Here is a 20,373-nt window from a genome sequence, read left to right on the forward strand (position 1 = left end):
TTTTGTCAGCCGTCCAGCGCGTCAAGGAACGACCGGGCCCAGCGGTCCACGTCGTGCGTCAGCACCTGGCGGCGCAGCGCCCGCATGCGCCTGCGTCCCTCCGCCGGGTCCACGTTGATCGCCGCGAGCAACGTTCGCTTCACGCCGTCGAGGTCGTGCGGGTTGACCAGAAAAGCGCTGGTCAGCTCGGCTGCCGCGCCCGCGAACTCGCTGAGCACCAGCGCACCGGTCTGGTCGTGCTTGCACGCCACGTACTCCTTGCACACCAGGTTCATGCCGTCGCGCAGCGGCGTGACCACCATGACGTCGGCGGCCCGGTAAAACGCGGCGAGTTCGGCTCGCCCGACCGACTGATGCAAATAATGCACGACCGGGTGACCGACCCTGGCGAATTCGCCGTTGATTCGGCTGACCAACCGCTCGATGTCGCCGCGCATGCGCTGGTAGTGCTCGACGCGCTCCCTGCTGGGGGTGGCCAGCTGCACGAAGGTCACCTCCGCCGGATCGATGGCGCCTTCCCGCAGCAGCTCGTGCAGCGCCTTCAGGCGCAGATCGATGCCCTTGGTGTAGTCGAGCCGGTCGACGCCGAGCAGCATCGTCTTGGGGTTGCCGAGCGAAGCGCGGACCTCGGCGGCACGCTTGGCGACTTCCGCGGTGCGTGCCAGCGCGTCCAGCCCCGCGGAGTCGATCGAGATCGGGAAGGCGCCGACCCGCACGGTGCGGTCACCCACCCGCACGATGCCGGAGCGGGAGCGCACTCCGACCGAGCCACGGCTGGACTCCAGCCCGATCAGCTGGCCGGCCAGCCACAGGAAGTTCTGCGCCCCACCCGGCCGGTGGAAGCCGACCAGGTCCGCGCCGAGCAGGCCGCGGACGATCTCCGCCCGCCACGGCAGCTGCATGAACAGCTCCACCGGCGGGAACGGGATGTGCAGGAAGAAGCCGATGCGCAGATCCGGCCGGAGCTCGCGCAGGATCGAGGGGACCAACTGCAGCTGGTAGTCCTGCACCCAGACGGTCGCGCCCTGCGCGGCCACCTTCGCGCTCGCTTCCGCGAAACGCTGGTTGACCCGCACGTAGGCGTCCCACCACCGGCGTTCGAACACCGGAGGCTGCACCACGTCGTGGTACAGCGGCCAGAGCGTGGCGTTCGAGAAACCTTCGTAGTAGTCCCGGACTTCGGCGCTGCTGAGCGACACCGGATGCAGTACCAAGCCCTCGTCGGTGAACTCGTCGACCTCGATGTCGGGCACCCCGGGCCAGCCGACCCACGCCCCCTTCCGGCTGCGCAGGAACGGCTCGAGGGCCGCTACCAGACCGCCCGGGCTCTGCGTCCAGCGTTGGCTGCCGTCCGCAGCCCGGTCCAGGTCCACCGGCAATCTGTTGGCCACCACGACGAAATCGGGGTCGCTCATGTGGTTCAGCCTACTGTGCGAATCCTGTGAGCAGGCTCTCGATCTTGTGGCGTCCGGGTGGTCTTGCTGCGCCGGAGGGGCGAGCACGGACCGTGATTCCCGCAGCGGGCCGCGGCAGGTCGCGCAACGGAGCCGGGCCCGCGGGCAGGCCGAGGGGCCCGGGGCAGTGCTCGGCGCACCGTGGGGCACAGCTTTGCGGACCGTGGGGCACAGCTTTGCGCACCGTGGGGTAGAGCTCTGCGTGCCGTCCGGCACTGGCCCCGTGCTGGGCCGCGTCGGGCCGGTGGCGGGACGAGCGCATCGGGCTCGCCGCCGGTGGCAGCTCGCCGTACGGGACCTGCCGGTCGGCGGTGTCGTTGCGGGCCTGGTTCATGCGGAGGCGCAGCGGGCTGGCCGGTAGGCGTGCCCCATCACTCCCGCAGGGCCCTTCAGGCGGTACGAGACAGCCGGGGTGCGCGGCGTCAGCGAGCAGGCGAGTCTGCCCGTGCCCTGCCGCAGACGGCGGCTCGGCGGCCCTGGTGCAGGCGGCTCGGTGGCTCTGGTGCAGGCGGCGGCTCGGCGGCTCGACGGCCCTATTGGAGGCGGCGGCGAGACGGCCGCAGCGGACCGGCCATCCGCGGGCCGGCCAGCTTCCGCTCCAGGCGGCCGAGCTGGGTCCGCACCGGCTGGGCAAGGTACTCGCCGAACACCACACCGGCGGCGAGGGCCAGGCCCACGGCGAACGCCTGCATCAGCGTGCTGAACTGGCCGACCGGCTCCACTCCCGCCTCGTACAGGCCGCGGAAGGCCAACAGCCCGGGCAGCAGCGGGGTGATGCCGGAGACCGCCACCACGAGCGGGGTGACCCGCAGCCGCCGGGACAGCACGCCGCCGCAGAACCCCAGCAGCACGGCGGCGACCGCGGTTGCGGCGATCTTGTCCGCGTGCGCCAGCCGCAGGACGCTGTAGACGGTGGTGCCGACACCACCGGCGATAGCAGCCAGCAGCAGGGCGCGCAGGCGCGCGTAGCTGGCCAGCGCGAAGAAGCCCGCGGCGGCCGCCCCGGCGATGATCTCCACCGGGAGGCTGATCGCGCTCGGTCCGGGCAGTGCCGGGAGCGGGGCCCGGGGGAAGCCCAGCGTGATGGCCAGCTGCAGGCCGATCACCACACCGGTGACCAGCCCGGTGGTCATCATGATCACTTCCATCGTCCGGCCTGCCGCGGTGACGTTGTAGCCGGTGACGGCGTCGTGCACGGCCGAGACGGTGTGCAGGCCGGACAGCAACACGGTGATCGCCGCGGCCGCGACCAGGCTCGGTGATTCGAACGGCAGGTCGCTGCTGAGTGCCAGCACCGCGAACAGTGTGGCGATCAGCCCGCCGACGACCTGCTGGAAGAACAGCGGCAGGGCACGCTTGTTGAGCACCCGGCCGATCCGGTCGATCAACGAGCTGACCACGAAGGCCAGCGTGGCGGTCAGCGGACCGCCACCCATCAGGACGGTGATCGACGCGGCCATGGCACCGAGCGCGAGCGTGGCGACCCACCGCGGATAGGGGTGCGGGGCGTTGCTGATCCGGTTGATCTCGGCGGCGGCGGTGTGCAGGTCGGTCCGGCCGCGGGTGATCTTGGTGACGAGGTCCTCGGTTTCGCTCAGCCGCGTGTAGTCCATGCTGCGGCTGCGCACGACGCGCACGGCCGTGACGGGAGAAGCTTCCGAACCGCGGTGGCAGGTGACGGTGATGGACGTGCCGACGACGTTGACTTCGCACTGCGGGAGGCCGAAGGCGTCGGTGACCGCCAGGATGGTGGCGGTGACGTCGGCGGCACCGGCGCCGGTGGCCATCTGCACTTCACCGATCCGCAGCGCGGTGTCCAGTGCGAAATGGATCGACCCCTCGTCGAGCAGCTTCGGCCCGATCGGCCGGGGCGGAGCAGGCTGTTCCGGTACGCGTACCCGATGCTGCCTCGCCAAGAGTTTCACGTCGTCCACCTCCCACGTCGTCCCGCGCTCTTGTGCGCCGTCCCGCGAGTCCATCGGCGCCGTATGCGCAACCGTTGCACGCTTGATCCGTAACGTCGGTCACGATTTCTTGCACCGCCGAACCGGGGCGGTCGTGACGTCCCGCGCGGCCGGCCGAATGGCCTCTGAACAGCCGTTTTGCCGCCGGATGCGCCCGGTGCCGATCCGGCCGAGTACCCGGCGGATCGAGCGTCGATCAACCCTCCGGTTCCAGTCTGACCGGCCTGGGCGATCTCGCCAGTCGAGCCGAGGCTGCGGGCGCCGGGTCAGCGACGCCGCGGAGGCACGGTCAGCGGCGCCGCGACCCGGTACCCGGCCCGGCCACGTCGGCCCGGTGGACTCCTGACCGGGGCAGGTGTGCCGGTGCCGGTCGGCACGAAGGAGCGGAGCTGGTGCTCGGTCCGTGCACCGGCCGGCGGGGTAGACGGGGGCTTGCCTGCCGGGCCGGATCGTCGCCGCATACGATGGACGTGGCCACCCGGCCAGCTGCCGACATAGCTCAGTTGGTAGAGCAGCTGTCTTGTAAACAGCAGGTCAGGGGTTCGAGTCCCCTTGTCGGCTCCGATCGTGCTCCTTGCGGTATCACGCCCGGCCGGGGGCGCCGTCCGGGGCGGGCGCCCCGGTGAGTCGTTCCCCTGGCGCAGCCCGGCGTGATTCCCCTGCCGCTGCGTATCCGGACTCGCCCTACAGTCCTGCTCGTCTGACCGTCCGGCGGTCTGCTGGCGCGGTCACGGGTTCCCAGGGCCGGTCCCGGCGAGCGCGGGAGACACGTCACCCTCGGCCACGACACCACCTACAGCGCGGCCGGTCCCGGCGAGGGCGGGCGGGCGGCGCGGCAGCTCGGCCTGCCGGCCGAGGTTCATCGAGGGTTGCGCCCGTTGTGGGGAAGTCGGTGACGATCAGGCTCGACACCGGGTTCACCGATCCGCACGTGCTCCGCGAGGGCGTCCGGCAGCTGCTCGGGAAAGCGGACTCCTGGAGGTTCTCCTTCGCCCGGTCCGAACTCGACTGAAGGACGGGCGAGCGGCGTGATCCAAGCGTTGTCATCGACCACGGTGACCAGGTCGAATTCGACAGGGTGCTCGGTCAGCGGCTCGTCAGCTCCAACCAGGTGTGCCTGCTGGTCACGTGGTCCGGCGGCGGGATCGACCCACCAGGCGGAGTGACGACAAACCTCACCCCGTCGCCCACGACGGACGAACGGTTCGAGGAGTTCTCCGCGAAACTCAAGGTCGGCGCGGCCAGGTTCACGTCGTCCACGGTCACCGCGCTTCTCGCCCCGTTCTGGCCTTCTTCTCCGTCTACCTCGCAGTACTGGCCGGGGTGGCGGCCGCCCCTGCCTTCCGCGACTCCTTCACGCACTGGCGGCTCCTGGGGCCTGTGGCCGATCTGCCGTTTCCCCGGTGGCTCAAGGGTTGGGCCGACGTCTCGTTCGTCACGTGGATCCTGCTGTTGATCAGGGCCGCGATCGTCGTGGTCCGGCGAATGCGCTCGGGCGGACTGCGCATCAAGCGGAAGACCGACGTCAGGCCGACGTTCTTGCAGTTCCGCTACAAGGTCAGGACGGAGCTGCTGCGGGTCGAAAACCGGCGCACCATCTGGACCGGGGGCGTGGTCTCCATCGTCACTGCCACCCTCACGCTCCTGTTGTCCAAGTAGCGCCCAGGGCAGTCGCCGCGTTGCCGACGGCGACCTTCTCCACGAACTCCGGCCCGCGGTGGGCGACCTGCTCGCGCGGATCGTGCGTGCCCATGGCGAACGGCCAGTCGCTGCCCAGCACCATGCGGTCTTCGCCGAACACCGCGACGGCTTGATCCACCAGCCCGGGATCGTGGGCAAGGCAGTCGACGAACACTCGCCGCAAAGCGGTCAGCGGTTCCTCGGTCAACGGGGCGAGGCCGGGCCGCTTGGTCTGCACCCCGTGCTGCCAGCGCCCGGCGACCGCGGGAGCGCATCCGCCGCAGTGAACCAGCAGCACGCGCAGCCCGGGATACCGGCCGAGCACGTCCCCGAACACGAGCTGCCCGACGGCTACGGCCGTCTCGACCGGGTTGCCGAGCAGGTTGTGCAGGTAGAAATCGCCCAACCGGGGATCGGGGGAGAACCCGGGGTGCAGCAAGAGCAGACGCTCGTCCGCGCTCAGCAGCTCCCACAGCGGTTCGAAGCGGGCATCGGCCAACGACGCCGAGCCGCCCCCGGCCGAGCCGCACACCCCGGCGAATCCCGGCTGGTCCCGAACCCTCCGATACTCGGCGGCCGCACACTCCGGGTTCTCCAGCGGCAGATACGCCAGGGGACGCAGGCGCGGGCGGTCGGCGACGGCCCGAAGCAGACCGTCGTTGACCGCCCGCGCCCACTGGGCGGTGTCCGTCCTTCCCTGCTGGAAGAACGGTGGGGGGATGGACACGACGGCGGCGTCCAGGCCCGCCCGGTCGAGGTACTTCTCGGCTTCTTCCGGCCGGTACAACGCGGGCGGACCCGGACGCTCGCGGAGGGAGCCGGGGTCCAGGGCGGGAGCCAGATGGACGTGGAAATCGACCGCCGTCATGCGGCCACCGCTGCGGTCTCGCGCAGGACTTCGTCGATGGCGGCGGACACCAGGTCACGGACGACCCGCTGCCCGACGCTGGCGCCCGGACCGCGAACGGCCACCTCGGCGTGCCAGGACACCGAGGTACCCGAGTCGCGTTGGTCGAACTCCAGCTTCAACTGCACGTCGACCGCTGTGGGGCCGCGGCTGGCGTGCACCTTCAGCGCGGCGTCGGACTGCCCGGCGTGCTCGACGGCGATGACCACCGCGAAGGGCATCGGCACGAACGTCGCGCGCGGGGTGAAGATCGCCCGGATCCTGCCGGAGCTGTCCCGCCGGACGTCGTCGAGGCTCGGCACGCGCTCTAGCTGGTCCAGCTGGCCGTCCAGGGCCAGCAGCTTCGCCACATCCGCGGGCGAGGAGAACTGTCCGGTCAGCTTCATCGGATCACCTTCACCTTCTCGGCGTTCAGCCCGCGGAGCAGCCGCAGCACGCGCTCGGGCGGGTTGAACGAGTCGAGCACTGCCGCGCTGTCTCCGACGGCGTCCTGGATCGCGGCACTGATCGCCTGCAGCGGCGCACCACCACCTTCACCCATGCCCTTGGCGCCGATCGGGGTGAACGGCGACGGGCTGACCACGTTCGCGTAGCGGAAGCTGGGCAGGTCGAAGGCGGTCGCCGCGTGGTAGTCGTAGAAGTTGCCCGCGCGCAGCTGGCCGTTCTCGTCGTAGGCCATGTCCTCGAACAGCGCGGCCGAGATGCCGTGCGCGGTGGCGCCGTGCACCTGCCCCTCGATCACCATCGGATTGATCGGCGTGCCGCAGTCGTCGACCATTGCGTACCGCAGCAGCGTCGTCTGACCGGTTTCCTCGTCGATCTCGACCACGCACGCGTGGATCTGCGTCGCATAGGTCAGGGTCAGGTTGCCGTACTTGCGCTCCAGGTCCGGCAGGTCGAACGGGGCGCTGTAGACGGCGCGGCCGACCAAACCGACGTTCTCGGCAACTTCCCGGGGCAGCGAGGCCGGGGAGAAGTGCACGATGCCGGCGACGTCGGACAGCGGCAGCGCCTTCTCGGCGTCACCCACCACGCGTGCCTTGCCGTCGGCGAGCTCGATCTCCTCCGGCTTGACGCCCAGCACGGCCGCGGCGACCTGCTTGATCTCGGCGGCGAGCTTCCGCGTGGCGTTGAGCATCGCGCCGATGCCGGTCACCGCGAACTGCGACGCATACGAGCCGGACAGGCCCATCTGCGCCGACAACCCGGAGTCGCTTCCCCGCTGGACGTGCACGTCGTCGTAGGACACGCCCAGTTCGTCCGCGACGACCTGGGAGATCGTGGTCTCGTGGCCTTGACCGAAGGCCACCGCCCCCGTGGTCGCGTACACCGCGCCGTCGATGCCCAGGCGCACCAGCGCGGCTTCGCTGTTGCCGCCGAACGGCAGATGCGGATTGAGCAGCCTCGCCTGGCCGAAGTTGTTCGTGCCGGAGTCCAGCGTCGAGCCGATCCCGATGCCGATCCGTTTGCCGGTCCCGGCCGCGGCCCGCTGCAGCTGCCGCGCTTCCTCGTAGTCGATTAGCTCCAGTGCCTTGCGCAACGACTCCGGCAGGTTGCCCGAGTCGTACACGCAGCCGTTGACCGTCGTGTACGGGTACTGGTCGGGCTGGATGTAGTTCTTCATCCGGAACTCGACCGGATCGAAGCCGAGCTTGTGTGCGGCGATGTCCATCATCCGCTCGACCAGCCACAGATGCTGTGTCCGCGAGTACCCGCGGTTCGGGTGCGTCGGGCACTTGTTGGTGTAGACGGAGCGGTAGTGCACCCGCAGGTGCTTCAGCTGGTAGCAGGCATTCGCCACCTGCGTCCAGATCACTGCGCCCAACGGCTCGTAGCGGGTGTAGGCGCCGACGTCGTCCAGCGCCTCGTAGCTGAGGCCGAGCACGGTCCCGTCCGACTGCAGCGCCATCTTGACGTTGCGGAACCACCGCTCGTTGCCGTGCCCGCCCATCTGGTGCGACTCGGTGCGGGTCTCGGTCCAGCGGATCGGACGGCCCAGCTTGCGGGCCAGCAACGCGGCCGCGGTCGCCGGGATGTGCGTGTTCAGCTTGATCCCGAACGAGCCGCCGATGTCCTTGCTCAGCACCCGCAGTTTGTTCGTCGGATGCCGCAAGGCGCCCGCCAGATTCAGCGTCGCCAGCTGCGGGGTGGCGAAGCCGCCGGTGAACGTGAACGTGTCGGTGCCCGCGTCGTACTCCGCGGTGATCGCGGTGCACTCCAGCGGCGTGGAGGAGAACCGGTGGAAGTGCAGCTCGTCGACCTCGATCACGTGGTCGGCGTTCTCCAGCGCGAAGTCGATGTCACCCCAGTCGAACGTCGACTCGAACGCGACGTTGCAGCCGACCTGGTCGTGCACCAGCGGCGCGTCCGGCTCCACCGCCTTGCGCGTGTCGACGACATGGGGAAGCGGTTCGTAGTCGACGACCACCGCGGCCGCGGCGTCGCGGGCAGCTTCGCGTGAGGTGGCGGCAACCGCGACGACCGGTTCGCCGGAGAAGCGCACCTTGCCGCCCGCCGCCAGGCACCGGTCGACCTCGGCATCTCCCGGCGGGCCCTGCAATTCCGCATACGGATCGGTCAGCTCGGCGACCTCGTCGGGGAGCAGGCAGCCCAGATAGCCGTCGACCTTCTCGGCGGCGGACACGTCGATGTCGACGATGCGCGCGTGCGCGTAAGGCGAGCGCACGAACGCCATGTAGGCGAGGTTGGCCACCGGGGTGTCGTCGCCGAACTCGCCCTGCGCCTTGAGCAGCCGCGCGTCTTCCTTGCGCGGCATCGCCTTGCCGGTGAACCGGCGGGTGTCGGGACGGGTCTGCTCTATGGTCATCGAACCTCCGCCTCCCGGGGTTCGCTGCCATGCGGCGGCGGCACCTCCTGGCCCGCCGCGGCGCGGATGGCTTTGACGATGTTGTGGTAGCCGGTGCAGCGGCAGACGTGGCCCTTGAGCGCGCGCCGCACCGAGTGTTCGGTGATCTCTTCGCCGGAGGCCAGCAGGTCGGCGGCGGTCATCAGCATGCCGGAGGTGCAGTAGCCGCACTGCAGCGCGTGATGGTCCGCGAAGCACTGCTGCAACCTGCTGAGCGTGCCGTCCTCCTCGGCCAGCGAGGCGGCGGTCTCGATCTCGTCGCCGTCGACCTGGACGGCCAGCACCATGCACGACTTCACCAGCGTGCCGTTCCAGCGCACCGTGCACGCACCGCAGTTGCCGGTGTCGCAGCCGATCTTGGGGCCGCGCTTGTCCAGTGCGTCGCGCAGCCAGTGCACCAGCAGAGTGCGATCGGAAACCACACCGGTTTCGCGCCTGCCGTCGACGGTGACCGTGATCTCGCGTGTGTCGTTCGTCGTCATTGCACGCTCCTCTCCACCGCCGCCCGGATCGCCCGGCGCAGCTGGACTTCGGCCATTTCCCGGCGGTAGGCCGCCGAGCAGTGCACGTCGTCGGCTGTCTGCACGTCGACGTCCTGCAGCGCGTCGGCCGCCTCCGCCAGATCCGGCGTGGCTCGCTGGCCGATCAGGCGCCGTTCCACTTCGGGCAGGCGCAGTGGCGACCCGTACACCGCGCCGAGCACCGCTCGGGCGTCGGCGACGACACCGTCGGCCACGTCGAGGCGGACCACCGCACGGGCGATCGCCCACGAGTCGGCGCCGACCTGCAGGTGTTCGTGCGCCACGCCGGAGCCCTGCGGCATGGGCGGGATCTCGATCGTGGTGAGCAGCTCGCCGCGGCCGACGGCGGTGGCCAGCGTGCCGCGGAAGAACTCGCTCGCCGGCAGCCGGCGCTCGCCGTCACGGCCCAGCACGCGGAACCGGGCGTCGAGCGCCACCATCAGCGGCGGGTAGTTGCTGGTCGGGTCGTTGAGGCAGCAGTTGCCGCCGATGGTTCCCCGGTTGCGGACCTGCCGGTCGACCAGGCCGGCCGCCATCTCGGCCACCGCGGGGTGGCTGCGCCGAACCTCCGGCGATCTGGCCAACTCGGCGTAGGTGGTGGCCGCGCCCACGACCAGGGTGCCGTCGGCGTCGTGCTCGATCCCCCGCAGCGCGTCGATGCGGTGGACGTCCACCAGCGCATCCGGGTGCGCCAGGTCGAGCTTGAGCATGTTCATCAGCGTCTGGCCGCCGGCGAGCACGACGCTGCCGTCCACGTCGGACAGCATGGCGACGGCGTCCTCGGGGGTTTCCGGGCGGAGATAACGCAGTGGTGGCAGCAGCATGTCGGACCGCCTTCACACGTCGGGATGGGGAGTGGCCACGTGGTAGGCGCCGGCGTGGAACACCAGCGGTTCGCCGTCGGAGGTGTCGAACCGCTCCACATGGCCGAGGCAGATCACGTGGTCGCCGGCGTCGACCCAGCGGACCGTCCGGCACTCGAACCGGGCCAGCGCACCCTCGATCAACGGCGCGCCACCCAGCCCCTCGGTGGTGGTCACCCCGGCGAACTTGTCCGGCGCCGGGGTGGCGAACTGTCTCGACAGGTGGTGCTGGTCGGCGGCCAGGACGTTGACCGCGAAGTGCGTCGACTGTCTGAGTGCGGGCAGGCTGGGCGCGCTCTTGGCCGGGCACCACGCCACCAGCGGCGGATCCAGCGACACCGAGGTGAACGAGTTCGCGGTGACGCCGATGCGGCGCCCCTCCGGCGCCCGCGCAGTGATCACGGTGACGCCGGTGGCGTAGCGGCCCAGTGCCTTCCGCAGCTCGCGGGAGTCGAATGCGGTCACGGGCTGCTTGGGCAACGTGCTCGTCATGGTCACTCCGAAGGGGAACAGGGTCAGGCCGCAGCGCCGGTAACGGCGTCCAGGTAGGCCTTGGCCTTGTCCGGGTCCATGAACCAGTGGAAGAAGTCGCGCGGGTCGTCGAAGCCGTTGACGAACCGGCGGGCGATCTGCGGGTACTTGCCCGCCGCGCCGAGCAGCTCCAGCACGTGCTGCGGCGGGTCGCCCAGCAGGGCGTTGGTCCAGGTCGCCACGTAGTAGGCGTAGTCGTAGTACCGCTCGAAGGCGGTCTGCATGAACTCCCGGTCGAACGGCCGGTCACCGTGCTCGAGGATGCTGGCCAGATACGACGCAGCGCACTTGCTGGCGTTGTTCGAGCCCTGGCCGGTGATCGGGTCGTTGAGCACCACGACGTCGGCCATGCCGAGCACCAGCGCCCCGGACGGCAGCTCGACGACCGGTTTACGGATGGTCGGCGGGAACCGGCCGGCCAGGATGCCGTTGTCGTCGGTCAGCTCGACGTTGCGGCACCGCTCCGCCTCCCACGGCAGGAACTCGTTGAGGATCCACAGCGACTTCTCCAGGTGCTGTTCCGGCGTGGTGACGTCGTGCCAGCAGTCCATCGGCCCGCCGAGCCTGCCCTCGAACACCATGATTTCGCACGGGCCGGTGGTGGTCAGCGACGGGAACACGAAGTACTCCCCGACACCGGGGATCATGTTGAACGACACCGCCGAGAACGGTTTGCGCGGCTCCATTCCCTTGACGTAGGTGAGCGCCAGCGCCCGCTGCGGCTTGTCGAACGTGGAGCGCTTGGCGTCCCGCTCGAACAGCTTGGCGATCTCTCCCTTGCCCGCGGCGACGATCACCAGGTCGGACTCGCGCGCGTAGGACTCCAGGTGTTCCACGCCGGCGTCGACGATGTCCACCTTGCCGCCGCGCAGCTCCACCTCTTTCATCCAGCGCGGGAACTTGATCCGCTGATCGACCGCCTGAGCGGGCAGGTCGAGCCGGGACGCCCACGAGATGGCCTTGCCGCCCTTGCCGTCCGGCACGGTGAACCCGATGCCTTCCACCGGCGGGCACTCGTCGTCCCAGAAGTTCAATCCGTACTGGCGTTCGCGGGCCAGCGCGGCGCCGAACATGCACTGGCTGGACATGACCTTGCCGTGGTAGATCTCCTCCGGCGTCCGGTTGGACACCACGGTCACCTCGTAGCCGTGGTGCAGCAGGCCGAGTGCCAGCTGCAGGCCGGACTGGCCCGCTCCGACGATGGTGATCTTGCGCATGGCTTACCTTTCCGGGTCGGACAGCTGAGGGATGGTGGGGACGGCCTGCTCCGGGCCCATCGCCGAGTAGCCACCGTCGACGGCCCAGTCGGCCCCGGTGACGAACGAGGCGGCGTCCGAGCAGAGGAAGGCCACGACCTCGGCGACCTCTTCCGGGTCACCGACGCGGCCGAGGACGTGGAACGGCGCGGCCACCCGGTCGGTCTTGGCCCGGTCGCCGCCGGTGAGCGTGTCCATCACCTTCGACCAGGTCCACCCGGGGCTGACCGAGTTGACCCGGATGCGGTCCGGCGCCAGGTCGAGCGCCATGTTCCTGGTCAGCTGCACCAGCGCGGCCTTGCTCACCGGATACAGCCAGCGTCCGGTCTGCGCGACCTTGGCCGAGATGGACGTGAAGTTCACGATCGCGCCGCCGCCTGCCGCGACCATGTGCGGGCGAACCGCTTTGGCGAACATGGCCGCGCTGATCACGTTGACGTCCAGCGCCTCGGCCCATTGCTGACGAGTGGAGTCCGCGCCGTCGTCGACGTAGGAACAGGCCAGGTTCACCAGGATGTCGATGCCGCCGAAGCGGTCGACGGTTTCGGTCACGCACCGGGCGATCGCGTCGTCGTCGGTGATGTCCGTGGGGATGGCCAGCACGTCCGGGCCGCACTCGGTGGCGACCGCTTTCGCGCCTGCCTCGTCGATGTCGGCGATCGCCACCCGGGCGCCTTCGCGGTGCAGTGTGCGCACCACGGCCTGCCCGATGAGCGTGGCACCGCCGGTGACCACGGCCCTCTTGCCGGAGAGTCGTCCCATCGCACCTCCCGGGGTCTCGGGTTGGTGCGAGACGGTACGGCCGGGCGGTGCCACTCACTATCCGTGAGACGAACCGACTGTGCGGAATACGAAGCAATATCGCTGCTGGTCTCGCGTATGCAACGTGATCTGCAGCATAGTGAGCACGCGACGGCGAGGATGGAGGTGAGCACATGGCCGAAGACCGGGAAGGTGACGAACCCCGATCAGCCGCGGCGCCGCTGGCGCAGGGTGACCGTATCCGCACTCGGGACGTCGACGAGGCGCGCGAGCAGGTGGCCCGCGCCTTCTGCGCGCACCAGCTCCTGCCGCTGAACGGCCACCGCTCCCTCGACGTGCGATTCCACTCGGTGCGGCTGGGCCAGGTGGGCCTGCACTATCTCGACTACGGTGCGGAAGTTCGCATCGCGCCGAAGCAGCTGGAGGACTTCTTCCTGATCCAGATGCCGTTGGACGGCTGTGCGGAGATCACCTGTGGCAACGACTCGGTGATCTCCGACCGCACGGTGGCTTCGGTGCCCGACCCCGACCGTGAGCTGGTGATGCGCTGGGGCGAGGGGAATCCGCAGCTCATCCTGTGGATCGACCGGCAGGCGCTGGAGACCCACCTGAGCAAGATGCTCGGCCAACCGCTCACCCAGCCGCTGCGGTTCGACCTCGGCATGGACATGACCCAGCAGGCGGTGCGGTCCTGGCGCCGGGTCGTCGAGCTGCTGCGGCACGAGGTGAACACCGGCGGGGCGCTGCCGTCCGAGCCGTTGGCGATGACCGAGCTGCAGCGGCTGCTGTTCAGCCAGCTGCTGCTGGCGCAGCCCAACAACTACAGTGCCGCGCTGCACCGCGAGCCGACCACCAGCGCACCGAAGGTCATCCGGCGGGCCGCCGAGCTGATCGAGGAACACGCCGCCGAGCCGCTGACCGTCGAGGACATCGCCGAGGCGGTCGGCCTCAGCGTGCGTGCGCTGCAGGAAGGGTTCCGGCGGTTCCTCGACACCACGCCGATGAACTACTTGCGCGAGGTGCGCCTGCGGCGGGTGCGCGCCGAGCTGGAGGTGTCCGACCCGACACAGACCAACGTCACCGAAGTGGCCATGCGGTGGGGGTTCCTGCACGCGGGCCGGTTCTCGGTGCAGTACCGCAAGCGGTTCGGCGAGACGCCGTCCACCACGCTGCGCGGATCACCCCGGATAGTCGGCTCGCGGAACGGATAGTTCCGCGAAGATCCCGCTCCTACGGTGGCTGACCACACACAGGCAGTGATCGAGGAGCGGGAGAGCCGGTGACCGAACAGCAGACGGTTCCGGTCGGCGAGCTGATCGAGTCGATCCGCCGGATCTTCGTGGCCGCCGGCCTGAGCGAGCGTGCCGCGCGCACGGTCGCCGAGGCGCTGGTGGACGCCGACTGCCGCGGCATCCCCTCGCACGGCGCGATGCTCGTCCCGATGTACGTCGAGCGCCTGCGCAAAGGCTCGGTGAGCATGGCGGAGCAAGCGGAGGTGATCTCCGACTTCGGCGCCGTCGCCACGCTGGACGGCAAGCACGCGCTCGGCCAGCTGACCGGTGACCAGGCGATGCGACTGGCGGTGGACAAGGCGCGCCGGTTCGGCGTCGGTGCCGTCGCCGTACGGCACGCGTTCCACTTCGGCGGCGCGTTCCGCTACGTGCTCGCGGCCGCCGACCAGGGGTGCATCGGCCTGGCCGCGGCCAACACCCGCCCGATGATGCCCGCCCCCGGCGGCGCCGAACCGGTGGTCGGCAACAATCCGCTCGCGCTTGCCGTCCCGGTCCCGGGCCGGCCGCCGATCGTGCTGGACATGGCGTTGTCCGAGGTGGCGCTGGGCAAGATCCGCCTCGCGGCGTCCGAAGGCAGGCCGATCCCCGACACCTGGGCCACCGACGCCGAAGGGAGACCCACCACGGACCCCGCCGCCGCGGTGGCGGGCATGCTGCTGCCGATCGGCGGCCCCAAGGGGTACGGCCTCGCCGTCTTCGTCGACGTTCTGACCGGGGTGCTCTCCGGTGGGGCCTTCGGCGCCGGGGTGGCCGGTCTGTATGCCGACACGAGCGTGCCGAACGACTGCGCACATTTCTTTCTCGCGCTCGACCCGACCGCGTTCGGCGACCCCGGGGAGTTCGCCGAGCGAATGTGCCGCTTCGCCGACGCCATCGCCGCCTCGTCGGCCGCACCCGGCGTCGAGCGTGTCTTTCTGCCCGGTGAGCCGGAAGCGCTGCGATACCAGCGGGCGCGCACCGAGGGCGTTCGCCTGGAGCCTGCGGTGCGCAAGCAGCTCACCGACGTCGCCCGTGACCTGGGGGTCGACATCGAACTGACTCCCGCAGGAGGTGTCCGGTGAGCACCGAAGTGGACGCGATCGTCATCGGTTCCGGCATCAACGGCCTGGTCGCCACGGCCGAGCTGGCGAAGGCCGGATGGTCGGTGACGCTGGTGGAGCGCAACGACGAGCTGGGCGGATTCATCGCGACCGAGGAACGCACTCTGCCCGGCTACCGCCACGACACGTACTCGTCGTGGCACCCGTTGTTCGTCTCCGGCGCCGCTTACGCGGTGCTGGGTGACGATCTGCACCGCCACGGGTTGGAGTACCGCAACACCGACGGCTGGGTGACCGCGAGCGTCGCCGACGACGGTCGGGTGACCATGGCGCACCGCGACCCGAAGACCACCGCGGAGCGGTTCACCCACGACCGCGACCGGGACACCTACCTGGCCAAGCTCGATGCCTTCGGCGCGATCGCCGAGCAGTTCGGCACGGTGATGAGCACCGAGCTGCACTCGCCGGCGACGCTGCGCACCGGGTGGAAGCTGCTGCGCGCCGTGGGCCGGTCCCGTGCCGGTGAGCTGCTGCGCGACGCGGTGACCAGCGGGCGCTCGTACTGCCGGCGCGAGTTCGCCGGTCCCGAGGTGGATCACCTGTGGTCGCCGTGGCTGCTGCACGCGGGCTTGTCGCCCGATCACGCTTCGGGCGGCCTGATGATCCCGGTCTTCGCCGCCACCATGCACGGTTTCGGACTGCCCGTGGTGGCCGGTGGCGCCGCCCGCTTCGTCGAGGCGTTCCGCACGCTGTTCGACGAGCTCGGCGTGACCGTCCGGACCGGAACCGAGGTCCAGCGGATCCTGCTGGAGCGAGGTCGTGCGGTGGGGGTGGTTGCGGGCAACGAGGTCGTGCGCGCGCGCAGGGCGGTGCTGGCTTCCTGCTCGCCGGCCGCGTTGATGCGCGATCTGCTCCCGGCCGGGGCGGTCGAGACACGGCTCGCCGACGAGGCCGAGCGGTACCGCTACGGGCGCGGCGCGATGCAGATCCACGTCGCCCTCTCCGCGCCGTTGTCCTGGCGCGAGGAGGAACTCGGCGAAGTCCCGTTGATCCACATCTCGGACGGTTCGGCAAGCACCGGGATCGCCTGCGCCCAGGCGGAGGCGGGACTGCTGCCTGCGAAGCCGACCGTGGTGGTCGGCCAGCAGTACGTGCTGGATCGCACGCGGGTTCCCGAGGGCGCCGCGGCGCTGTGGCTGCAGCTGCAGGAGGTGCCGTTCGCCCCGGCCGGTGATGCGGCGGGCGAGGTGGATGTCGGCCGCGGGTGGAGCAAGGAGCTGGCTGACGCGTTCGCGCAGCGCGTGCTCGACCGGGTCGCCGCGCACGCGCCCGACCTGAAGCAGAAGGTCCGCGCGATCGACGTGGTGACGCCCGCCGACCTGGCCGCCTACAACGTCAACGCCGTGCACGGTGATCCCTACGGCGGGTCGGCCGAGCTGGACCAGAACTTCCTGTGGCGCCCGACGCCCGCCGGGGGCAGGCACGCCGTGCTGCCCGGCCTGTGGCACATCGGCGCGGCCACGCATCCCGGGCCCGGCCTCGGCGGCGGCTCCGGCCACCTGGTCGCACAACGCCTGATCAATCGCCGTCTTCGCAGGAGACAACCATGAAATCGACCTTCGACGCGCACGGTGAGGTGCTCGTCGTGACCGGCGGCGCCAACGGCATCGGCGAGGCCACGGCGCGGGCCTTCGCCGAGCGCGGTGGCACGGCGGTGGTCTTCGACGTCGCGCGCTCCGACCGGCTCGACCAGTTCGACCGCATCGAGCAGGTCCGGGTGGACGTTTCCGACCGCGATGCGGTCGTCGACGCGGTGGACGCCGTGCTGCACCGCCACGGCCGGATCGACGCCCTGGTGGCCGGGGCGGCGATCCAGCCGCGCTGCGACGTGGTCGGCCTGGACCCGCACACCTGGCGGGAAACGCTGGCGGTGAACCTGGACGGGGTGGTGTGGTGCTGCCAAGCCGTACTGCCCGGCATGATCGCCCGCCGGTCCGGGGCGATCGTGGTGTTCTCCTCCGGCCTGGCCAACGCCGGCCACGCCAGGGCGGCGGCGTATGCGGCGAGCAAAGGAGCGCTGATCCCGTTCGCCAAGTCGCTGGCCGCCGAGGTCGCCGACTACGGCGTACGGGTCAACACGATCTTCCCCGGGGTGATCGACACCCCGCAGTTCCGCGCCGCGAATCCGCCCGGTGGCCAGCGCGAGCACTGGGAGGCCACCACCGGGATCGGCAAGCCGGAGGACGTCGTGGGGCCGCTGCTGTTCCTGCTGTCCGACGCCGCCACCATGACCGGCTCCGTGCTGACCCGCGAGCGCGCCTTCAGCCAGGAGGCAGTGGCATGACGCAAGGGACCCATCCGACGAGCAGCGAGGACGTGTTGCCGGTCGCCGTGGTCGGCGGCGGGCCGGTCGGGTTGATCACCGCGCTGGGCCTGGTCCACTACGGCGTCCCGGTGACGGTGTTCGAGGAAGACGAGCAGCTGTCGCTGGACACCAAGGCCGGGACGATCCTCACCAGGACCTTGGAGGTCTTGCACCGCTACGGCGCCGTCGACGCGGTGCTGGGGGCTTCGCTGCGCATCGACGAGATCGGCGATCTGGACCGCGCGACCAACCAGTCCAGGGAGAGCGTGCGCACCGGGACGTTGTCCGACGACACCCGCTTCCCGTTCGTCATCAACATCCCGCAGCACCACCTGGAGCCGGTGCTGCGGGACCGGCTGGACATGCTCGCGCCCGGCGTGCTGCGCATGCGGCACCGGGTGACCGACTTCGTGCAGCACGACGACCACGTCGAACTGCTGCTGGACACACCGGACGGCGAACAGCGGGTGAAGGCCCGGTACCTGCTGGCCTGTGACGGCGGACGGTCGCAGACCAGGGAAAAGCTCGGCATCACGGTCGAGGGCCGGACGCTGGAGCAGCGCTACATGCTGGTCGACCTGGAAGTCGACCTGGACGTGACGAACCCGCGCGACTACCCGTACCTGGCGTACTTCGGCGATCCGTCCGAGTGGATGATCCTGGTGCGCCAGCCGCACTGCTGGCGGTTCCTGTACCCGCTCGACCCGGGCCGCCCGGAGCCGGACGAGGCCGAGCTAACCGCGAAGGCGAAGCGGTTCATCGGCGACGTGACCGGGCTGCGCGTGCTGGGCACCAACGTCTACACGGTCCATCACCGGGTCGCCGATCGCTGGCGGGTGGGCCGCATCTTCCTGATGGGCGACGCCGCCCACCTCATCACGCCGATGTGGGCGCTGGGGTTGAACACCGGGGTGCTGGACGCCTCCAACCTGCCCTGGCGGCTCGCCTGGGTGTTGCGCGGCTGGGCCGACGAGTCCTTGCTGGACGGCTACGAACGCGAGCAAGCGCCGGTCGCCATCCGCGGCGCAGGGGAAATGGCCGAAGCCGCCCGCGCCTACATGGACCGGCGGGACGACGGCATGGCGGCCATGGCCGGTGGCGGCTGGGGCGTCGCAGTCACCCGCTCGCTGCTCGGCGTCCGGCTCGACATCGACGGCTCCGGTGACTGGTCGATGATCGTCCACGGCGACTCGCCGCGGCCGGTCCGCGCTGGAGATCGCATCCCCGACGTGCGGGTTTTCGGCCCCGATGGCGAGGTCTACCTGCACGACCTGTGTGCGGACGCGTTCGTGGCGCTGTACTTCACCGACGCACGGCGCAGGCCGCGGCTGCCGGAGGGCGCCGAGCCAGGACTGCGCCGCTACGTGATCAGCCGCTGGGACGCCCCGCTGAACTCCGGGCTGCGCGACATCGCGCTGTTCGACCCGGGTGAGCGGGCCACCCGCCGCATCGGTGTCCCGCCGGACACCGCCGTGCTGGTGCGCCCGGACGGCCACGTCGCCGCCATCGCCGCGTTCGACCCGGCCGATCCGCAGCAGGATCCCGTCGCCGACGCCTACGCACGTATCACCGGACGCCGCACCAGGGAAGGAGCGCTGGCATGACAGCCGGAACCACCGTGCAAGCCCCCGACGGCACACAGGTCGTGCTGGGCGAGATCGGGCAGAAGATGCTGTTGGAGAACGACCGGGTGCGGCTGTGGGAGGTCGCGCTGGCGCCGGGCGAGACGCAGCCGTGGCACCTGCACCACAACCCGTACCTGGTGGTCAACATCCAGGCGTCGCCGTGCCGGATGGACTGGCTGGACGGCGCCCCGCCCCGCTACGTCAGCGAGTACGTCGGCGGCATCGTCTACCAGAACGTCTCGCCGATCCACATGCTCACCAACATCGGCACCACGTTCTACCGGAACCGGCTGGTCGAGTTGCGCGACCTCGGTGAGCATGCGGTCGGCGACGTCCGGCCCAAGCTGGTGCCGAATCCCGAGCGGCCCGGGCCGGAGACCATCACCACCCCGGACGGCAGGCAGACCGAGACCGGGCCGGTGGGGCACCACGTGGTGTTCGAGGCCGACATGGTGCGGGTCTGGGAGATCGTGCTCGATCCCGGCGCCACGCTGACCTGGCACCGGCACATCAACCCGTACGTCGTGGTGACCCTGGAGGGCTCGGACATCCGCGTCGATCGCCTCACCGAGCAGGGCACCAGCCGGACCGAGGAAGACGGCGCGGTGAGCTACCACGAGCCCGGGGACGTGCAAGCGCTGGTCAACACCGGCAACCGGCGCTACCGCAGCCGCCTGATCGAACTGAAGTACTTGGGGGAGAACCGATGACCACGTCGACCGGACAGGTCGTGCCCCGGCCGCCGCGGCCGGAAGGCGTCAGCGAGGAGGAGTGGGCGAACAACGTCTCCGACCTCGCCAGGTATTCCGGCGAGGCGCCGGACCGGTCCCGTGAGCACACCGAGACCGGGCCGGACGGCGAGCAGTGGGGCCGCTTCCGCGAGATCCTGCTGCAGACCCAGGACCTGGACTGGGTGGAGAAGACGCTGGCCGGGTTGTCCCAGAAGATGCTGTGGCGCAACGACGAGACCGGTGCCTCGATCGCGCTGGTGCGGTTCGAGAAGGGCGCGGGCATTCCCTCCCGGCACGCGCACGCCTCGAACCAGTTCATGTTCTGTCTGTCCGGCCGCTACACGTATCTGCCGACCAAGATCACCCTCACCCCCGGCTCGTTCTACTGGAACCCCAAGGGCAGCCTGCACGGGCCGACCAGGGCCGAGGAGGAGTCGATCCTGCTGGAGATCTACGACGGCCCGCATTACCCGACCCAGCCCGACTGGTACGCCAGCCCCGACGACGCCCGGTAGG

At 70.3% G+C, this 20,373-nt stretch carries 19 protein-coding genes and 1 tRNA gene; 9 read left to right on the forward strand and 11 right to left on the reverse strand.

Annotated features, from left to right (window positions below):
• Nucleotides 1-5: 5 nt before the first annotated feature.
• Together YWY_RS0117045 and YWY_RS22570 are read right to left on the reverse strand one after the other, a co-directional pair.
• A complete protein-coding gene (locus tag YWY_RS0117045) occupies nucleotides 6-1,415 on the reverse strand; it encodes an alpha,alpha-trehalose-phosphate synthase (UDP-forming) (protein ID WP_028848603.1) in 1,410 nt (469 codons plus the stop codon).
• 572 nt (nucleotides 1,416-1,987) lie between these two features.
• Nucleotides 1,988-3,433 carry a threonine/serine exporter family protein gene (locus YWY_RS22570; protein ID WP_051310377.1) on the reverse strand — a complete coding sequence of 482 codons (1,446 nt, stop codon included), beginning with the start codon at nucleotides 3,431-3,433 and terminating at the stop codon, nucleotides 1,988-1,990.
• A 473-nt stretch (nucleotides 3,434-3,906) separates the two neighbouring features.
• Here YWY_RS22570 and YWY_RS0117055 point away from each other — a divergent pair.
• A tRNA-Thr gene (locus tag YWY_RS0117055) sits at nucleotides 3,907-3,979 on the forward strand.
• Nucleotides 3,980-4,504: 525 nt separating this feature from the next.
• On the opposite strand, the gene YWY_RS0117065 is transcribed toward YWY_RS0117055, so the two are convergent.
• On the reverse strand, nucleotides 4,505-4,780 hold the full coding sequence (locus tag YWY_RS0117065) for a hypothetical protein (RefSeq protein ID WP_156899329.1): 276 nt from the start codon (nucleotides 4,778-4,780) through the stop codon (nucleotides 4,505-4,507).
• 18 nt (nucleotides 4,781-4,798) lie between these two features.
• On the opposite strand from YWY_RS0117065, the gene YWY_RS0117070 reads away from it, so the two are divergent.
• On the forward strand, nucleotides 4,799-5,077 hold the full coding sequence (locus YWY_RS0117070; RefSeq protein ID WP_028848605.1) for a hypothetical protein: 279 nt from the start codon (nucleotides 4,799-4,801) through the stop codon (nucleotides 5,075-5,077).
• Here YWY_RS0117070 and YWY_RS0117075 read toward each other — a convergent pair.
• From YWY_RS0117075 to YWY_RS0117110, 8 genes are read right to left on the reverse strand one after another with little or no spacing between them, the layout of a single operon-like run.
• Entirely contained in the window at nucleotides 5,055-5,966 is a 912-nt protein-coding gene (locus tag YWY_RS0117075) for an amidohydrolase family protein (protein ID WP_028848606.1), read from the reverse strand. The genes YWY_RS0117070 and YWY_RS0117075 overlap by 23 nt on opposite strands.
• The gene (locus YWY_RS0117080) at nucleotides 5,963-6,391 is read right to left on the reverse strand and encodes an SRPBCC domain-containing protein (protein ID WP_028848607.1); all 429 of its coding nucleotides are present in this window, start codon (nucleotides 6,389-6,391) and stop codon (nucleotides 5,963-5,965) included. The genes YWY_RS0117075 and YWY_RS0117080 overlap by 4 nt, the downstream gene beginning before the upstream one ends.
• Entirely contained in the window at nucleotides 6,388-8,832 is a 2,445-nt protein-coding gene (locus YWY_RS0117085; protein ID WP_028848608.1) for a xanthine dehydrogenase family protein molybdopterin-binding subunit, read from the reverse strand. The genes YWY_RS0117080 and YWY_RS0117085 overlap by 4 nt, the downstream gene beginning before the upstream one ends.
• Complete coding sequence (locus YWY_RS22575) at nucleotides 8,829-9,353, reverse strand: (2Fe-2S)-binding protein (protein ID WP_038045486.1); 525 nt, start codon at nucleotides 9,351-9,353, stop codon at nucleotides 8,829-8,831. The genes YWY_RS0117085 and YWY_RS22575 overlap by 4 nt, the downstream gene beginning before the upstream one ends.
• Complete coding sequence (locus tag YWY_RS22580; RefSeq protein ID WP_051310378.1) at nucleotides 9,350-10,216, reverse strand: FAD binding domain-containing protein; 867 nt, start codon at nucleotides 10,214-10,216, stop codon at nucleotides 9,350-9,352. Before YWY_RS22580 ends, YWY_RS22575 begins: the two co-directional genes overlap by 4 nt.
• Before the next feature lie 12 nt (nucleotides 10,217-10,228).
• Nucleotides 10,229-10,747: a flavin reductase family protein gene (locus tag YWY_RS24320; RefSeq protein ID WP_028848609.1), complete on the reverse strand. Its 519-nt coding sequence runs from the start codon at nucleotides 10,745-10,747 to the stop codon at nucleotides 10,229-10,231.
• Nucleotides 10,748-10,770: 23 nt separating this feature from the next.
• Entirely contained in the window at nucleotides 10,771-12,003 is a 1,233-nt protein-coding gene (locus YWY_RS0117105; protein WP_028848610.1) for a styrene monooxygenase/indole monooxygenase family protein, read from the reverse strand.
• Between the two features lie 3 nt (nucleotides 12,004-12,006).
• Nucleotides 12,007-12,804 carry an SDR family oxidoreductase gene (locus YWY_RS0117110; protein ID WP_028848611.1) on the reverse strand — a complete coding sequence of 266 codons (798 nt, stop codon included), beginning with the start codon at nucleotides 12,802-12,804 and terminating at the stop codon, nucleotides 12,007-12,009.
• Nucleotides 12,805-12,977: 173 nt separating this feature from the next.
• Here YWY_RS0117110 and YWY_RS22585 point away from each other — a divergent pair, with 173 nt between their 5' ends.
• The 7 genes from YWY_RS22585 to YWY_RS24735 all read left to right on the forward strand — a co-directional run bounded on the left by YWY_RS22585 (nucleotide 12,978) and on the right by YWY_RS24735 (nucleotide 20,372).
• The gene (locus tag YWY_RS22585) at nucleotides 12,978-14,015 is read left to right on the forward strand and encodes an AraC family transcriptional regulator (protein WP_051310379.1); all 1,038 of its coding nucleotides are present in this window, start codon (nucleotides 12,978-12,980) and stop codon (nucleotides 14,013-14,015) included.
• 68 nt (nucleotides 14,016-14,083) lie between these two features.
• On the forward strand, nucleotides 14,084-15,157 hold the full coding sequence (locus tag YWY_RS22590) for an Ldh family oxidoreductase (RefSeq protein WP_038045488.1): 1,074 nt from the start codon (nucleotides 14,084-14,086) through the stop codon (nucleotides 15,155-15,157).
• The gene (locus tag YWY_RS0117125) at nucleotides 15,154-16,746 is read left to right on the forward strand and encodes a phytoene desaturase family protein (protein WP_028848612.1); all 1,593 of its coding nucleotides are present in this window, start codon (nucleotides 15,154-15,156) and stop codon (nucleotides 16,744-16,746) included. The genes YWY_RS22590 and YWY_RS0117125 overlap by 4 nt, the downstream gene beginning before the upstream one ends.
• Entirely contained in the window at nucleotides 16,743-17,480 is a 738-nt protein-coding gene (locus tag YWY_RS0117130) for an SDR family NAD(P)-dependent oxidoreductase (RefSeq protein ID WP_028848613.1), read from the forward strand. The genes YWY_RS0117125 and YWY_RS0117130 overlap by 4 nt, the downstream gene beginning before the upstream one ends.
• Nucleotides 17,477-19,105, forward strand: coding sequence for an FAD-dependent monooxygenase (locus YWY_RS0117135; RefSeq protein ID WP_028848614.1), 1,629 nt, complete (start codon nucleotides 17,477-17,479; stop codon nucleotides 19,103-19,105). The genes YWY_RS0117130 and YWY_RS0117135 overlap by 4 nt, the downstream gene beginning before the upstream one ends.
• Complete coding sequence (locus YWY_RS24455; RefSeq protein ID WP_211227648.1) at nucleotides 19,102-19,836, forward strand: cupin domain-containing protein; 735 nt, start codon at nucleotides 19,102-19,104, stop codon at nucleotides 19,834-19,836. The genes YWY_RS0117135 and YWY_RS24455 overlap by 4 nt, the downstream gene beginning before the upstream one ends.
• A complete protein-coding gene (locus YWY_RS24735; RefSeq protein ID WP_084609336.1) occupies nucleotides 19,833-20,372 on the forward strand; it encodes a cupin domain-containing protein in 540 nt (179 codons plus the stop codon). The genes YWY_RS24455 and YWY_RS24735 overlap by 4 nt, the downstream gene beginning before the upstream one ends.
• Nucleotide 20,373 lies beyond the last annotated feature (1 nt).

The sequence above is a fragment of the Thermocrispum agreste DSM 44070 genome (assembly GCF_000427905.1).
GTDB classification, from domain to species: Bacteria; Actinomycetota; Actinomycetes; order Mycobacteriales; family Pseudonocardiaceae; genus Thermocrispum; species Thermocrispum agreste.

What these genes read in the sequence shown, in the direction of transcription:
- YWY_RS0117045 (WP_028848603.1), bottom strand. Translation starts at nt 1,415, where the DNA reads ATGAGCGACCCCGATTTCGTCGTGGTGGCCAACAGATTGCCGGTGGAC.
- YWY_RS22570 (WP_051310377.1), bottom strand. Translation starts at nt 3,433, where the DNA reads ATGGACTCGCGGGACGGCGCACAAGAGCGCGGGACGACGTGGGAGGTG.
- YWY_RS0117075 (WP_028848606.1), bottom strand. Translation starts at nt 5,966, where the DNA reads ATGACGGCGGTCGATTTCCACGTCCATCTGGCTCCCGCCCTGGACCCC.
- YWY_RS0117080 (WP_028848607.1), bottom strand. Translation starts at nt 6,391, where the DNA reads ATGAAGCTGACCGGACAGTTCTCCTCGCCCGCGGATGTGGCGAAGCTG.
- YWY_RS0117085 (WP_028848608.1), bottom strand. Translation starts at nt 8,832, where the DNA reads ATGACCATAGAGCAGACCCGTCCCGACACCCGCCGGTTCACCGGCAAG.
- YWY_RS22575 (WP_038045486.1), bottom strand. Translation starts at nt 9,353, where the DNA reads ATGACGACGAACGACACACGCGAGATCACGGTCACCGTCGACGGCAGG.
- YWY_RS22580 (WP_051310378.1), bottom strand. Translation starts at nt 10,216, where the DNA reads ATGCTGCTGCCACCACTGCGTTATCTCCGCCCGGAAACCCCCGAGGAC.
- YWY_RS24320 (WP_028848609.1), bottom strand. Translation starts at nt 10,747, where the DNA reads ATGACGAGCACGTTGCCCAAGCAGCCCGTGACCGCATTCGACTCCCGC.
- YWY_RS0117105 (WP_028848610.1), bottom strand. Translation starts at nt 12,003, where the DNA reads ATGCGCAAGATCACCATCGTCGGAGCGGGCCAGTCCGGCCTGCAGCTG.
- YWY_RS0117110 (WP_028848611.1), bottom strand. Translation starts at nt 12,804, where the DNA reads ATGGGACGACTCTCCGGCAAGAGGGCCGTGGTCACCGGCGGTGCCACG.
- YWY_RS22585 (WP_051310379.1), top strand. Translation starts at nt 12,978, where the DNA reads ATGGCCGAAGACCGGGAAGGTGACGAACCCCGATCAGCCGCGGCGCCG.
- YWY_RS0117130 (WP_028848613.1), top strand. Translation starts at nt 16,743, where the DNA reads ATGAAATCGACCTTCGACGCGCACGGTGAGGTGCTCGTCGTGACCGGC.
- YWY_RS0117135 (WP_028848614.1), top strand. Translation starts at nt 17,477, where the DNA reads ATGACGCAAGGGACCCATCCGACGAGCAGCGAGGACGTGTTGCCGGTC.
- YWY_RS24455 (WP_211227648.1), top strand. Translation starts at nt 19,102, where the DNA reads ATGACAGCCGGAACCACCGTGCAAGCCCCCGACGGCACACAGGTCGTG.
- YWY_RS24735 (WP_084609336.1), top strand. Translation starts at nt 19,833, where the DNA reads ATGACCACGTCGACCGGACAGGTCGTGCCCCGGCCGCCGCGGCCGGAA.